Raw genomic sequence first — 15,184 nt, 5'->3', positions numbered from 1 at the left:
CTGGTATAACGCCGCAATGTGCGGATTTCAAAAGTGGAGGCGAAGCTGGAGCTTTTGAATTTCCGAACCATTGCTTTGTTATGTTTAGTTGACCGTATCAATTTTAAACTCTTCCCTTGAATAGTTTTTAATTAAGCCCTCAAATTCTAGACACAGTTCAAAGAGTTCTTTAGCTTGATTTTCATCAAATTCTTCATCTCTATCTTCCTCGTGAGTTCCCTTATTCAGTAAATTCCATGTAACTTGATTCTTTTTACTAACATCTTTTACTTTCATCAAACATTGGCGATGCCGAGAAAAATTATTAATGCCAGGCTTTTTCTCTATTTCTTTAATATAGCCAATCAAACCATCAATTAAGTTGTATAAGTCCGGTGATGTAGAAGGTGCCCTAAGTTTTACAGTCAAGGCAGGATCAAGCCCCTCAGTTTTCATTTTCTTCCACAATCTTGGGGCGAGCTCCTCCAGTGAGCGTCTACACTCCATCAGACCATCCTTAATCAGGCCTTTCTTAAAGTTACTTTCTGCCTTAATCAAATAATGCCTGTTTAAACTAGGCTCTATCAGTACCTCTCGTGAATCATGGTTTCTAATAAAATCATATCGGGTTAACTTCCTATTCAAACCTCTACTGAGAAGTTGATTTTCCAACCTTTTAATAAAATCTTCACCATGGGTTGTAAGAATCATTTGCTTTTCAGACAAAAGACTATTTGAGAATAGCTCGTTTATTACCCCAGATCGATGTTCGTCATCTATAGCATTAACAACATCGTCAAAAATTATTACGTTGTGAGCGTCATGAATATTTTTAGCGAGAAGAATTGACAGCCCAAGACAGCGTAAATGGCCTTCACTTAATACTCTTAATGCATCTTCAGTGGTTCCATCCAGATACCTAATTTTAATCACATCATTTGGCTTGGTTGGAAGGCTGACTGAACCCAATACTTCATGATCATATGGGTGTTTGTTAATCGAGTTATAAATCGATACTACTTGATTATCAAGTGATTTTGCGAGTCGTAGGGGAAGAGATTCTGAGTATCTCTTTAACTTATTAATGAAAGATTCATATGCTCCTGAGTATTGCAAATAATGAGATATCTCTTTTTTTTCCTCTTCTACCTTGGCTATCAAACCTTTGTTAGCAGTGTTAAATTCACTGATTATTTTTTCAGCCCTGTTTTTTTCTTTATATGCGGCTTTATAAAGCTCTGTTATTGTAGAACACTCTCTATAATCAGCCTCAAGCGATTTAAGTTCCTTTTTGTAACTTGTAATCTTTTCAAAGGCTTCTTTATTTTCACTATTCCACTTAGCCCATTCGCTGATGTTCTTTTCCAATCCTAACTTTAATGATTCATATTCTTTATTGAAATTATCAGTCGTAAGAGAGATAGAAGTATCAACTGATTTTAGTTCGGATGAAAGTCGAATTAGTGCCCCTGAAATGCTTTTCTCTTTTTCAGCTAGGGATTTCTGTTTTGCTGAAATGTCTTCAAGTATTTTTAGCTGACTTTCTGCTTTTACAAAAGGATTTGTCGTTACTTGAGAAATTGGCGTGTCACATGCTGGGCAACAATCCGTAGGTATGGATGACATTTTCTTAATTGCTGAATACAAGTCAACAAAGTTAATCTCATCTCTATATTTTTTTACTTCATTAGTAAGATTGGTAAAGATTAAAAATTTTTGGTTTAGGGATACTAGAGTATCTAAAAACCTTTGGGCTTTATCGACTGGCTTAACAATAATTTTAGATATTTTTTCAATTTCATCTTTTTTCTTGAATATTAAACCGTCAGTGTCAGATGTAAGCAGTTCCATTACTTCTGACACTAGTTTTTGAGTCGGGTATTTAGAAAGGAGAGACTCTTTTCTTTTTCCATAACCCTCTATTTCTGCTTTTTTGTTTTCAACTATTAGCTTTGATTTCTCTACTTCTCTTTCTTTAATCTTTAACTCTTTTTCCTTGACTGGAGTAATTGGCAGTTTGTGCTCTATAGTCTTATTGAATCCACTAGAGAAATTATTAAACTCTTCCAGACCAAATAAAGCCGATAATCGCTGCTGTTGACCTTGTGGTGCATGTGAGGAAACTCTAGCAAATGCTTCAATTCTATTTTTCTCAACAAATAGGAATTCATTTTCTAGAGGATCTTTTATTGCGGGTAATAAGTTCCCATCATCATATTCCGCTGTCAATATGACTTCAGTCTTAGGTGATGATATATTATTTAAATATTGACTGGACTCAAATCTTTTACTTGATGCCTCATTAATCTTTCCAGTAAGTGAATGTTCTAACGCTTCGCAGAAGCTTGATTTTCCAGTCCCATTTAACCCATATATGAAAGTGAACTTTTTACTTAAATCAAATTCCTGGGGCTCGTTAAAACCTCGAAATCCTTTTACCTTTAACTTTGAAAGATTCTTAATTTTTGGCTTGATTGATAATGTTTCAATCTTACTATCTACATATGGTGAAATACTTTTTCCACTTTTTATAATAAGTGATGATATTTTGTTTGCTCTAGCTCCACCAGCAGAAGACTTACGTTCCACTTCTGAAAAGCTATTTAGAATCAAGTTTCCAAGCTTTAACTCCATATCACTCATCGATTTTGAGTATTCCGACAGGAACTTCTTAAATTCTATAATTGATTTGGACAAACCTTAGACTCCATCTTTCGAACTGATTGATACCATATTTGTAAAACATAACGCCGCCAGCAGGAGCCGTAAAACCAAAGCGAAGCGGCGGTTTTATGGTCCCTCTGGCTGGCCTTGTTAGGGCGCGCTGACATAGAAGTATATTGCCAGAGCAATTGAAATAACTGAAAAGCCTACAGTTGCGAATAACCCCTTCTTTGCTAGGGATAGAGACTCTTTCTGCTCATCTATGTATTTCTTAGATTCCTCATCCCGGAGCTTTATCGCCGAAGATAGTTCCAGTAGTGACTTATGAATTAATTCTTTAGCATTTGATTCAGCTAGATCATATATAACTTCTAAATGATGCCTTTCTGGTTCTGAAACACCCTGAAAGGGCTTTTTCTTCAACATCTCTCCTATCTCTAGCTGGCACTTTTCTAAAAGCTCATTAACTTTATCTAGAGCCTTTTCGTTGTCGCTTATCTGAAGTCGGCCTACCAACTCTGTGGAAAGCTTGGTTTTAAGCTTTAAAAGTTGAAGTCGAATTCTTTCTAGAGCAGACAGACCAGTTAAGAAGTCCTCAAAAATTGATTCATGGATATCTAATACATCTTTAAGATCGCTTGCATTATTTTTGGATATTGCTGATGAAAGAGATGCAAAAAATTTCTTGGTTCTCTCTTCCTCAATAATTTTTCTTTTTCTGATTACGTAGACCTGAATGGCAATGGGGATCATCACCAAAAAAGCTCCTACAATTCCAATCAGATATGTTTCGGTATTGCTCATAGGTTATCTTCACCCTAACGCTTCAAGAACTGGCGGCGCTTTCGCCGTCCATGTTGCTTGACTTGTTAGAACGATACTTAACTAGTGCTTCAAATAGTCTTACTGAGAACGGCATTTTGAATTCTTTGCCAAATAGTGGGTAAAGAACATGTAGTAGGACAGCAAGAAGCAAGTATAACCAGATACCAATATTCAATAAATTAGGGATAATTCCATCAGATATTAGAGGGATGCTTCCTCCACTGTCTTTTGAAACTACACCGAGTGCAAATTGAAACACGATTAACCCAGCTGCATAGGCTATTGCAGTAATGCAAATATCAAAATAACGCATAGCATTTGTAGCTGCGAACGTCAGACGAAAACTCTTAAGAAGAAAATAACAAGCTAGAGGGGCGAAAAAGCCTAAAAAAGATGACCCGCTTCCAACCATAACTGTGGTGATCGGCACTAAAGCTGCCAATACTCTTTCTTTCCATAGAATCATAATTTTCCCTTTTTGGTGTTCTAACGCTTAAAGCAGCGGCGCACGAAGTGCGTCCAGCCCGGAGGGCGTTGCTGCCTTTTCTTGTTATAAGCTAAATTTGAAAGCATCACTGACAATCCTTGTTTTAACTATCAGCCAGCCTTCCTCCAGCCTTTCCAAACTCAAATATAGCTTTACCTCAGACCTTTCGTAGATACAGGCAGCAGTACTTTCGGAAGAGACAGTATTTAGTGTGACCTCAATTGGAAGATTAAATGTACACTTTTCTAAAACCCCAAACGAGTTAAGGGCCTCCTTGAAAAGGGACATATCGCTATCTTCCGTAAGCTCAATCTGAAAGTACCGATTAGAGGCTTTCCAATTCCTGTCACTCAAAATATCGGAATCGAATGAATTAGCAAAGGAAACTAACTCTTCTTCATACTTACTGGACTTAAGCTGAAAATTAACAGCTATCCCTCCAATAATCAGAATTTGAATCCAGAATATAACGCCTGATATTTGTAAAAACTTCTTCATGGCTTATAACATTTTAATACTACGCCGGCGCACATGCATGCCAGACCTGATTGACAAAAAGTAGGATAACCATCAGATAATAAAGAGGAATTACTGTGCATCATGATTTCCCTGAAGACAAAAACGAGAATGCGCATATGCATTCTTAGCCCGGCTTAGTATCCGCCAGCGTTTCTAACCTATCCCTTTGTTTTTCTGATGTTTTGCTAACAATATCGGCAGCAAAACGAGCCTTCTCTAACGATAAAACGAGCATAACCGCTGAATCGTAAAAAATAAACTGTGTATGCGTACAGATTATCTGTAGCTGTAGCTGTTGCTGGTGGCAGAGCCTGCTAGAGGTTCTTGCTCGTTGCTTTGTCGAACAATGAGCAAGTCAGGTTTTGCTGACGGCCGGGCTACGTCAGACTACTTTTTCCAACAGTTTGTGTGTCTGTCTCATCCACCTCGGTAAAGCCAAAGTCTTCGAGAATTGCATAGGCGGACGGCAGTACCAGGAGCAGCAGCATCGTCGAGGTGATCATGCCAAACACTACGCTGGCCACCAACGGTACTAATACCTGTGCCTGCAAACTGGTTTCTGACAGCAGGGGTAACATGCCTGCGACAGTCGTCACCGACGTCAGGAAAATCGCACGGAATCGGTCTCGCACAGCCTGACCTGCGGCGTCATGAAGACTTAAGCCTTCACGGGAACGAATTTTGACAAACTCCACCAACAGAATCGAGTCGTTAACCACAACCCCGGCTAACGAGACGAAACCGATCATGCTGGGCAGGCTCAGGTTCAGCCCCATCAGCATATGCCCCCAGATCACACCGATCAGGGCTAAGGGGATATTCAAGAGGACAATCAACGGCTCCTTATAGTTACGGAACTGTAAGCTGAGTAACAGGAAGACCCCTGCGATACCCATGACAAACCCTGTTAGAACCGAACCACTGGTTTCCTGATTGTTTTTTACTTCGCCTTCCAGGCTGAAACTCAGCTGTGGATAACGTTGCTGCAATTCACTCAGAAAGCGATTACGGGTGTCTGTGATAATCTCACTGGTGTTGGCTATCTCTGAATCAACATCGCCGGAGATGGTGACGGTGCGCCGGTGGTTGATCCGTTGAATCCGTGAGAACTCCCGCTCTTCATTGATCGACGCAACCGCTGTCAGTGGTATATCGACACCGGTTTTACTAAATAACGTCAGGTTTTCAAAATCTGATAATGCCTGCTCGGGCGCACTATCCAGTTTCACCGTGACTTCGTAAGCTTCACGCCCCTGATAGATATCGCTCACTTTAATGCCCTGATACGCCGCGCGTAACTGGCTGGATAGCGTTCGCGCATCGATACCGGAGTCTAACGCGCCCGGCAGCAGACGAACATTCAGCTGTGGTTTGCCCGGGCGCAGGTCATCCATAATATTGGAGACCCCGTTATAACCCTTGAGCCAGTGTTGAAGCTCCCAGCTTGCCTTCGATAGCTGGTTCAGATCATCACCTTGTAAACGAATAGAAATGGCTTGCCCGGATGGCCCGAATTGCGGCTCTTTAAACTGTATGGAAACCGCATCTACAATCTCCGGGGAGGTCTTACGCCATAACCGCATCAGCTCGACTAACGAGGTTTGGCGCTTCTCCGCATCCAGCAGGTCTAAACTGATCGTGGCCAGATGCCCGCCTTCCTCGTTAGCATCCTGATTCTGACTAAATGAGACCTGAACGTTCTTGACCAGTTGATCTTGCGGTTCGGGTGGCAGTTGCGCCAGCGTGCTATCCAGACTTGTTAACAGATCACTGACAACGGTCTCGGTGCGCTCAAAGGGTGTACCTTGCGGCATTAAGATCCGTGCTTCTAGCCGGTTACCCTCAATATCAGGGAACCCTTTGAATTTTACGACACCCGCGGCCAGTAAGCCGATTGAAAAGACAAAGGCGACAATTGCCAGTCCAACAACCAGATAACGATACGCGATTGCCAGATCAGCCAGTTGGCCGACTCGTTCTCTCAACTGTTCAAACTTAGCTTCAAATGTCGTCCGCCAGCCCGATTTTTGCTCGCTGGCCCGATGCTCAAGGGAGTGTTTTAAATGGTGTGGCAGGATTAAAAATGCTTCGACCAGGCTAACGGTCAATACCGCCAGTAATACCACCGGCAACACCCCGAGAATCTGCCCCATATCACCTTTTAAAAAGAGCAAACTACCAAACAGAATTGCTGAGGTGACAAAGGATGAAAATACCCCGCGGGCAACTTTCTTCACACCGTCGACGGCGGCATCCAGCGCATTTTTGCCTTTCCTGAACTCGTTTTCGATGCTCTCAGACAAGACGATGGCATCGTCCATCAGAATACCGATCGCCATTAGTAGTGCGACCATGGAGATCATATTGATACTGATACCGAAGCTACTCATCACCACCAAGCCTCCCAGGAAGGAGATGGGCAGGCCCAGGGCAACCCAGAAAGTGTAGCGCCAGGCAAAAAACAGGAACAAAACAAAGGTGGCCAATAACAGGCCTTGCCAGCCATTGCTCAACAGCAGGTTAAGGCGGTCTTTTACAATCGATGCCGCATCCTGCGTAATGACGAGCTCAGTCCCTTCAGGTAACCGGGCATTTTCTTCGTCGACAAAAGATTTCACGGCGTTAAAGACCGTCAGGGTATCGTCGGTGGTGTTCTTACTGACCTGAATCAGCGCTGCTGGCATCCCGTTCAGTTCGGTGCGTTTCTCCTCATCGGAAAAATTGTCTTCGATACGGGCAAGATCGCCCAGCTTAACCTGGCCGCCTTTTTCACTGTTCAGGATAATAAGATCCTGAAGCTCGCGAATCGTCCGGCGCTCGTTTTCAAAGCGCACCTGATAAGAACCTGCGCTGGCATCTAATACGCCAGCCGGGAGGTCTAACGCCTGAGCACTGATAAGATCGGCAACATCCTGCACGCTGAGATTGTACTGATGCAGTACTTCAGGTTTGAGCAAGATACTGAGTTCATGGTCCGAAAAGCCCGTCACCGTGACAATCGGTACCTGAGGCAGGGCCAGTAAACGATTACGATAGTATTCAGCGAGCGCTTTTAACTCAGGCTGTGTCAGTTGTGCAGTAATGGCTATACTCAGTACCGCTTCGGTACGGCCCAGCTCTTTTACCACCGACTTTTCAACGTTATCAGGAAATGCGGTGATGCCATCAACAGCCGCATTCACGTCATCCAGAAACTGCTTAATATCCCCGGATTCCAGCATGCTCAGTGTCAGCGTTCCCATGCCATCACGGGCTTCACAGGCCTGTTCTTCCAGAAAACTGATGCCATCTGTCGCATCTTCCAGGCGGTTACAAATTCCCTCTTCTACTTCAGAAGGGCTGGCTCCCGGATAGGGCACAGAAACCTGTACCTTATTCAATTTAACTTCGGGGAAGGTTTCTTTATTCAACGTCGGCAACGCTACCGCACCCAGTAGCAATATCACCATCATCAGAATATTGGCAGCGGTGGGGTGTGCTGCAAAATAACGGATCATTCTGCAATTACTCCCTGCGACTCAAGAGCTTCAACTGCTCCACCCGCTGCTAATTGCTGCAACTCAGTTTCCAGTGCTGTATCGATATTGGCTTTGAGCGGCATCCCTTCAATGACCGGGATAAGATCATTGACGATCAGCTGATCACCGGGATTCAGCCCGCCAGCAATCACCGCCATCTCTCCCTGCAGCAGCATCACCTCAACCGGACGGATCTCTAGTTGGCTATCGCTATTCATCAGATACACACGCCCCTGATGCAGTGCTTGATAGGGAATGACCAGCGCATCACTGGCCGGGGTAAATATATCAACCTGAGTAAACATCCCTTTCAACAGCGGTGGCCGTTTCCCCGGGATTATTTTTTCATAAGGCTTATCCACTGCGACTACTATGCCTAAGGTGCGTCGCTGTGGGTCGATAGACTCTGTAAAACGCAGTACTTCGGCATCCCATTGGGCATTACCCTGGTCGCCAACCAATTTAACGATCGCCTGTAATTTCAAATCATCCAGCGCTTGCGCTAAGTTATCCACCGTCAGATTAAGCTCTCGATTTTGCAATGGCTGAACTAAACCTCGCATCTGATTGACCGGTACCTGCGCATTGATCTCAACTCCATCGAGGTTCAGCGCTTCAAACAGAACTGAGCCGGCCGTCACAAACTCACCTATCTCGACTGATACATCACCCACTCTTGCATCGAACGGCATCACAATCTCTGTTCGTCCCAGCGTCGTCTGCTGGCCTTTTACCTGCTCCTCGGCACGGCTGATCTTCGCGTTTTCTGCTGCCAGACGACTGGCGTAAGTGTTTAGCTGTCCCTGTAGATCACTGACAGACTGGCGCAGTTGAATGACTTTTTGTTCTTCGGCATCGAGGGTTGAACGAGCGATCAAACGCTTTTTCCAGATATCCTGAATACGGGTCAGCTCTTTCTCCCCAACGCGCAGATTATCCTTCGCCAATTTAAGCGAGCGTGCCGTTGTTTTCTGCTCCTCTTCAATCTGGCGCAGGGTCGATTCACTACTCTTCAGGTCTGCTTCACTCTGCTTCAATGATACGACAAAATCATCCACATCAATCCTCGCCACAACAGTGCCCGCAGCGATACTGTTGCCCTGTTTCAGTTTGTGATGAAGATAAGTGATTTTGCCATTCAACTCAGCCTTTCCCTGTAGCGAAACCGCCGGTTCCACATTGCCGTAGGCACTGACCCGATGACGATAGGGCATTGTCTGCACCCGAATAATATTGATAGTACGGGCCTGCATCTCTGCATTGTTATGTGTCACTTCGGGCTTATTTTTTACCATCAGAACGGTCAGGCCGACGCCTATCGCCAGCACGATGAGAAAGGTAAGGGGTTTTTGCAGTAGCTTTTTCATGACTGAATCCGTTAGTCCGGGATAAAGTGAAGAGACAGTGTTGGCAAAGAAAAGCCGACATAGAGTTAAAGGTTAATTATAGATTAGTAACCTCTAAAGTAATCTGTTTTAACCTAACTTTACACTGTACGTATTCATCCGGGGTAATCCTGGCCACAAAAAAAGAGAGCCTGCAGGCTCTCTTTATGTTTTTTCTAGCAAGCGACGCAGTCGCGTCTAGCCACTACTTAGTCCAATACTTCTTCTGTGTGCAGCGCGATCATCGCTTCTTCATTGGTTGGTATCACCCTTACAACAACAGGGCTGGAGGCTTTGCTAATGATAGCTTCTCCCTCTTTGTTGGCGCTTTCGTTTAGCTTGATGCCTAACCATTCCAGTTGATCGCAAACCCGCTTGCGCAGTTTGTTATCGTTTTCACCAACGCCACCGGTAAATACCAGTTGTTCCAGGCCTTGCAGGGCGGCAGAAAGGCGACCTATCTCCAGTGCTGCGCGGTAGGCGAACATGGCGATCGCTTCTTCTGCTTCCGGCGCCTCAGATTGTTCTAGTTCCAGCATGTCGGCGCTAATACCCGATACGCCCAGCCAGCCACTCTCTTTATAGAGGAAGCTTTCCAACTGGTCGGCGTCCATCTGGTAGTGGCGCTGCAGGTAAAGCAAAACACCGGGATCAATATTGCCGGTTCGGCTGCCCATTGGCAGGCCGTCTACCGCTGTAAAACCCATTGTTGAAGCAATAGATCGGCCATTGTTAACCGCACACATACTGGCGCCTGCGCCCAGGTGACACACGATAGTTTTTGCGTTTTCAGCGCCGCGCCCGATGTTGTCTAGTGAACGCTGGATAAATTCGTAGGACAGTCCGTGGAAACCGTATTTATGAATACCCGCTTCAGTGTACTTACGCGGGATAGCATAATGACGTTCCACATTGGGCTGGCCGATATGGAACATCGTATCAAAGCAGGCGATCTGCGGGAGGGCCGGCTCCAGATGTTGGCACGCCTGGATCAGCTTCAGATTATAGGGTTGGTGGAGCGGGGCCAGGGGGATAAATTCTTCCAGCTGCTGCATAATCTGATCGGTTATCTGTACCGGGTCACTGAACGCTTCACCTCCGTGGACAACACGGTGGCCAAAGGCACTGATACGGCTATCCGGCAGCTGTTTGTGCACCCATTGGATCACCTGATCAAGACAGGCCTGATGGCGATTGTCGGTGGCGATCTCGGCCATGTCTAATTGATGCTGCTCCAGGATTTCGCCCAGGCTGGAGACTATTTTCATTACTGGTGCATTAAGAATGTTGGCCAGCTTAAATTGGTACAGACATTCAGCATTGCCGGTATGACGGGAAAAGAGTGCGCATTTAAGGCTGGATGAACCGCCGTTTACGGTAAGAATCAGACTCATTTACATACTCTCCTGCGGGTGTAGAACCATATGTGACGCCAGGGCACAGGATGCTAAACGCGCCAGCGTGCCGTCGGAACGGCTATTCAGAATGATCGGGGCGCGGGCGCCCAGTGCGATACCGGCTGATTTGGCATTTGCCAGATAAATTAACTGTTTCGCCAGCATATTGGCCGATTCAAGGTCGGGGGCTAAGAGGATATCGGCATCACCGGAGACCGGCGAAGAGATATGCTTATCGATAGCCGCCTGCAGAGAGATCGCATTATCAAACGCCAGTGGGCCATCCAAAATGGCACCGGTGATCTGTCCCCGGTCTGACATTTTACAGAGGGCCGCTGCATCAATAGTACTTTGCATCGAAGGTTTCACTTTCTCTACTGCCGCGAGAATCGCGACCTTAGGTTCGTTGATACCCAGCGCATGGCAGAAATCGATAGAGTTTTGCAGAATATCCCGTTTCACTAACAGGTCTGGTGATACATTGATCGCCGCATCGGTGATCATTAATGGCTTATGGTAGTTTGGAACGTCCAGTACAAAGATATGGCTCTGGCGGCGCTCAGAACGAATTCCCTGGGTTTTGTGGATAACTGCACTGAGTAACTCTGAAGTACCCAGGTCGCCCTTCATCAGGGTTTCTGCCCTGGCTTCCCGGATCAGACTGACAGCCCGCTCAGCGGCAGCATGGCTGTGTTCTACGTTGATCAGCTCGTAGCCGTCAATATTTAACTGATATTGATCAGCCGTGGCGCGTATTTTTGCTTCAGGGCCTACCAGGATGGGCTCTATCAGGCCACGTTCAGCTGCCTCTACGGCACCCATTAATCCGTTATGCTCAACCGGATGCACGACGGCGGTGCGAACAGGGCGGGCTTTAACGGCTTCCTCAATAAAGAATTCAAGCTGATTATGGATAGGGGGTTTTTCTGAAAGAATCATTTTACTACTCCTGGTATTCATCGGTGATAACGCAGGATCACTGCGATATCACCCATACATTGCGCTGTATCAGCGTGTGTATTTACTCTATGACAAGAGTATGAACTTCTTATGACGCAGTGCAATATGTTAGTTCACTAAACTGGTGACTTCTTAAGGTGATATGGTCGTTATTTGATATAACGCACTTGCGGAATATATAAGTGGCTAGATCGCGGCTTCGCCGCTGGCTAGTCGCTCGAACGTCGCTACGCGACTTGCTAGAAAAGCTAAGGATAAGCAGGTTGTAGGGGAGCTGCTTTGTATCATTAGCGAACATAGAACAGAGTCTTTTCAATATTATTCTGATCCATTTTTTTTGGCGTCATACTTTCGATAAAGAGCTTGCAGGGATTTAACCTGATTTTGATCTAGGTTTTCTATAATTTCTTGATTTAAAGATGTTCTGCAAAGTACTTGTTGGGGGGGCTGATCCAGATCCTGCGTAACTATAATTTTATCAAGCCAACGATAACCAAGTGCCCCTGGTTTCTGACATAAAATTAGCTTGGCTCCAACATTGGCTTTGCTATAGATAATGTAAGGCACACGGATTTTTTGACTTACATTGGAGTTATTCCAGTTTTCTGTGTAAAGGTAATGGATAGTGCCTTTTCTGCTAGTGAACTTTTTCCTATCGAGAACTAAAGTTTCATAGATATTAGGTTCTTCTTTATCAAAGGCATGGTTAATGCTCTTGAGTTCAACATAGCTAGTTGGAAAAATACCAATCCCTGCTAATAAAATGACCTGAAACAAAACCCTATGAGATCTAGGGCTTCGCCCTAATAAGTAAAAGGTTAAGATAATTATTAATAACAACAATAACCCACCAACTACGGCTGCATGGCTAAGCAATAAATAGTTATCTATTACTACTGGCTCATCGATTAAAAGGATCCGTTGAGCTTGAATGTAGCCTGTGATTGCTAATGCAGTACTGATACCTAGTAAAATGGATGGTTTGTATACATTGTTCTCCTTCCAGTAAGTATTTAATTGTTTATAAGTAAAAAAAATGAAAAACATATAAAACATACAAAACTAAATGGAATCCACATTAGTCACACTCCATTGTATTTTGGATTACAATTAATTTGGTGGATAATAATTGAATTTATCATTTTCAAAGTGCCTAAATAGGCCTTCAGAAGGAATGATGTTAATTGGTAAAGGAAAATATAAATAAAGTGGGCTATATCGTTTTTATCCATAAAATGCACCTTTCTATATGTGGCCGAAACATCCTTGTACGCGCCAGACTATGATTTAAAGGGTGCTGAAAATCAAGTGGCTTTTATATCTGCTAAGTGTCGAAAGCAGACCTCAAATACAACAAAGATCAGAATATTTTAAATTCGCTGTTTCTAGCAAGTAAAACGCAGTTTTACGTCTAGCCACTAGCGAGTCGCGTAGCGACGTTCTGTTCCCGGATACTTGCTATCCGGGAAGCGCTGCGGTGTAATCCAGTAATCGATTTAAGACTGAAAGGGTGGATGAATGGACTGTCTGTTTTGTAAGATTCTGAATAAAGAGATTCCAGCGGATGTTATCTATGAGGACGATAAGGTCATCGCTTTTAATGATATTAGTCCACAGGCTCCAACTCATGCGTTGATTATTCCCCGCAAACATATCTCAACGTTAAATGATATTGAGCCAGAGGATTGTGAGGTCGTGGGTCATATGACTATGGTGGCGGCTAAGATTGCAGAGCAGCAGGGATTTGCCGCAGACGGCTATCGCACCGTATTTAACTGCAACAGCCATGGTGGTCAGACGGTTTATCATATCCATTTGCACCTGCTGGGTGGAAAGCCGATGGGCTGGCCGCCTTATCAGGACACGCTGAAAACACCTGTTTGAATAGAAACCGCCATTTGGCGGTTTTTTTCGATTGATTCCCGCTTGTCAGGCCACCTCTTCGGTCTGAGGACGTACCGGACAGTGGTGCTCATCAACAATGTTGCCTTCGGGTGCAACGGACTCAAGGTGCACTTCAAACCCCCAGAGGCGATGAATATGCTTGAGTACCTCTTCGGTATCTTCACCGAGGGGTTGTTGGTTATGCATATAGTGTCGAAGCGTCAGGGAGCGATCTCCCCGAACATTAACGTTATAGACCTGAATGTTGGGTTCCCGGTTACCGATATTATAGCTGGCCGCCAGATCCTCACGGACTTTCTGGTAGCCGGTGTCATCGTGTATGGCAGTAATCTGCATAGTGCTGAGAGTGGAATTATCGGTAATGGTAAAGAGCTTCAACTCGCGGATCATACGGGGTGACAGGTATTGCAGGATAAAACTCTCATCTTTGTAGTTGCGCATCGCATGTTGCAGGGTCTTATTCCAGTCACTGCCGGCAATATCGGGAAACCATTTACGATCCTCTTTGGTGGGGTACTCGCAGATACGGCGAATGTCCTGCATCATGCCGTAGCCCAGCGCGTAGGGATTGATGCCATTAAAGTAGGGGGCGTCGAAGGGGGGCTGAAAGACCACACTGGTATGTGAGTGGAGGAACTCCATGATAAAGCCATCGGTTACCAGTCCTTCATCGTGTAGGTGATTCAGCAGGGTGTAGTGCCAGAAACAGGCCCAGCCTTCATTCATCACTTGTGTCTGGCGTTGTGGATAGTAGTACTGGGCTATTTTTCGCACAATCCGTACCAGCTCCCGCTGCCAGGGCTCCAGTAAAGGGGCATTTTTCTCAATAAAATAGAGTAAATTCTCTTCCGGATCTTTTGGGAAACGCGGGTTTTTAGATTCCTGAAGTTCTTCTTTCTTGGGAATGGTATTCCAGAGCCGGTTGAGGTGGCGTTGAACATATTCTTCCCGCTCTTCTAAGCGGTTTTTTTCCTCTTCAGGGGTGATTGGCTTAGGGCGCAGGTAACGGTTTACACCATAGTTCATCAGGGCGTGGCAGGAATCCAGAACCTGCTCTACAGCATCAACCCCGTGGCGCTCTTCGCATTTGGCAATGTAGTTCTTGGCAAACAACAGGTAATCAATAATGGCAGAGGCGTCGGTCCAGGTACGGAACAGGTAATTACCTTTGAAGAAAGAGTTGTGACCGTAACACGCGTGGGCGATGACCAGTGCTTGCATGGTCATCGTGTTTTCTTCCATCAGATAAGAGATGCAGGGGTCCGAGTTAATGACGATTTCGTAAGCCAGACCCATCTGGCCGCGTTTATATTGCTGCTCGGTAGAGACAAACTGTTTACCAAATGACCAGTGATTGTAGTTTAACGGCATGCCAACGGAGGAGTAAGCATCCATCATCTGTTCAGAGGTGATGACTTCGATCTGATTAGGGTAGGTATCCAGACCATAGTGACTGGCAACCCGGGCGATCTCTTCATCGTATTTCTGGATCAGTTCGAAGGTCCATTCAGACCCGGTGGAAATCGGCTCTCGCTGCTTCATAGG

11 protein-coding genes are annotated in these 15,184 nt (G+C 44.9%); 1 reads left to right on the top strand and 10 read right to left on the bottom strand.

Features of this window, described 5'->3' with window-relative positions; genetic code table 11:
- Nucleotides 1–84 precede the first annotated feature (84 nt).
- The 9 genes from AMJAP_RS14410 to AMJAP_RS14370 form a co-directional block, all read right to left on the bottom strand.
- The gene (locus AMJAP_RS14410) at nucleotides 85–2,622 is read right to left on the bottom strand and encodes an AAA family ATPase (RefSeq protein ID WP_019623250.1); all 2,538 of its coding nucleotides are present in this window, start codon (nucleotides 2,620–2,622) and stop codon (nucleotides 85–87) included.
- A gap of 171 nt (nucleotides 2,623–2,793) precedes the next feature.
- Nucleotides 2,794–3,447 carry a hypothetical protein gene (locus AMJAP_RS14405; RefSeq protein ID WP_019623249.1) on the bottom strand — a complete coding sequence of 218 codons (654 nt, stop codon included), beginning with the start codon at nucleotides 3,445–3,447 and terminating at the stop codon, nucleotides 2,794–2,796.
- 22 nt (nucleotides 3,448–3,469) lie between these two features.
- A complete protein-coding gene (locus AMJAP_RS14400; protein WP_019623248.1) occupies nucleotides 3,470–3,934 on the bottom strand; it encodes a hypothetical protein in 465 nt (154 codons plus the stop codon).
- A gap of 84 nt (nucleotides 3,935–4,018) precedes the next feature.
- On the bottom strand, nucleotides 4,019–4,453 hold the full coding sequence (locus tag AMJAP_RS14395; RefSeq protein ID WP_019623247.1) for a hypothetical protein: 435 nt from the start codon (nucleotides 4,451–4,453) through the stop codon (nucleotides 4,019–4,021).
- Between the two features lie 398 nt (nucleotides 4,454–4,851).
- Complete coding sequence (locus AMJAP_RS14390; RefSeq protein ID WP_019623246.1) at nucleotides 4,852–7,971, bottom strand: efflux RND transporter permease subunit; 3,120 nt, start codon at nucleotides 7,969–7,971, stop codon at nucleotides 4,852–4,854.
- Complete coding sequence (locus AMJAP_RS14385) at nucleotides 7,968–9,359, bottom strand: efflux RND transporter periplasmic adaptor subunit (RefSeq protein ID WP_019623245.1); 1,392 nt, start codon at nucleotides 9,357–9,359, stop codon at nucleotides 7,968–7,970. Before AMJAP_RS14385 ends, AMJAP_RS14390 begins: the two co-directional genes overlap by 4 nt.
- Before the next feature lie 227 nt (nucleotides 9,360–9,586).
- Nucleotides 9,587–10,771 carry an acetate/propionate family kinase gene (locus AMJAP_RS14380; protein WP_019623244.1) on the bottom strand — a complete coding sequence of 395 codons (1,185 nt, stop codon included), beginning with the start codon at nucleotides 10,769–10,771 and terminating at the stop codon, nucleotides 9,587–9,589.
- Entirely contained in the window at nucleotides 10,772–11,713 is a 942-nt protein-coding gene (locus tag AMJAP_RS14375; RefSeq protein WP_019623243.1) for a bifunctional enoyl-CoA hydratase/phosphate acetyltransferase, read from the bottom strand.
- Between the two features lie 339 nt (nucleotides 11,714–12,052).
- The gene (locus AMJAP_RS14370; protein WP_201356384.1) at nucleotides 12,053–12,781 is read right to left on the bottom strand and encodes a hypothetical protein; all 729 of its coding nucleotides are present in this window, start codon (nucleotides 12,779–12,781) and stop codon (nucleotides 12,053–12,055) included.
- A gap of 471 nt (nucleotides 12,782–13,252) precedes the next feature.
- Between AMJAP_RS14370 and AMJAP_RS14365 the strand changes: the two genes are divergently transcribed.
- Nucleotides 13,253–13,618 (top strand): histidine triad nucleotide-binding protein, encoded by a 366-nt coding sequence (locus AMJAP_RS14365; protein WP_019623240.1) that lies wholly within the window; start codon nucleotides 13,253–13,255, stop codon nucleotides 13,616–13,618.
- A gap of 45 nt (nucleotides 13,619–13,663) precedes the next feature.
- Here AMJAP_RS14365 and AMJAP_RS14360 read toward each other — a convergent pair whose 3' ends face one another.
- Complete coding sequence (locus tag AMJAP_RS14360; protein ID WP_019623239.1) at nucleotides 13,664–15,181, bottom strand: SpoVR family protein; 1,518 nt, start codon at nucleotides 15,179–15,181, stop codon at nucleotides 13,664–13,666.
- Between the last annotated feature and the right edge of the window lie 3 nt (nucleotides 15,182–15,184).

The organism is Amphritea japonica ATCC BAA-1530 (assembly GCF_016592435.1).
GTDB classification, from domain to species: Bacteria; Pseudomonadota; Gammaproteobacteria; order Pseudomonadales; family Balneatricaceae; genus Amphritea; species Amphritea japonica.
This window is presented reverse-complemented; position numbering and strand designations above follow the sequence as displayed.